1 pseudogene is annotated in these 588 nt (G+C 78.4%); it reads right to left on the bottom strand.

The features are described from left to right. Positions 1–588 (bottom strand): annotated as a pseudogene (locus tag KS423_RS46920) (sensor domain-containing diguanylate cyclase); the annotation flags it as partial.

Below are 588 nucleotides of genomic sequence, written 5' to 3'. Positions count from 1 at the left end.
CCGGCGGCGAGGCCGGCCCCGCCAGGGCGACCGCGACCAGGGCGCGCATGGCGCAGGCCGCCTGGCCCAGCGGCAGGGTGGCGTCGTCGGCGAAGAGCTCCACCAGCCAGCCGCCGGCCGGGTTCTGGCCGCCGGCGGCGACCATGCCCCGGTAGCCGGAGACGACGAGCATCGCCTCCTCCGCCGGGTCGTTGCCGGCCGCACCCGCCCGCAGGGCGAAGGCACCGCCGCGGACGGCGCGGCGGGTCATCGGGTAGTGCCGGAGGTCGAAGACCGCGTCAGGGGCCTCGATCTGGGCCCGCTGGGTTTCCGCGCGGGCGCTGCTGGGACCGCTGGTCATCCGGTAGACGGCGTGCTGGGCGGTGCGCATCAGGTGGGAGCCGGGCGGGACGTACGAGACCCACCAGCCGACGGCGTCCAGCAGCCGGGCGGAGGACTCGGCCACCACGACCAGCTTGCCCAGGGTGTCCGCCGGGTGGACGGCCCGGGCCCCGGCGGTCCGGTCCAGCGAGGCGAGCACGGCGGTGAGCAGCTGCCCCGGGTCGGCGCTGTGGGCGGCGCCGCGGAAGCGCCGCCGGTCGCCCGCAC

Origin of the sequence: Streptomyces sp. LS1784, assembly GCF_020103755.1 — a bacterium.
In the GTDB taxonomy this organism is placed as follows: Bacteria; Actinomycetota; Actinomycetes; order Streptomycetales; family Streptomycetaceae; genus Kitasatospora.
Note: the sequence above shows the minus strand (reverse complement) of the source record. Positions and strands in the feature narration are given on the sequence as shown.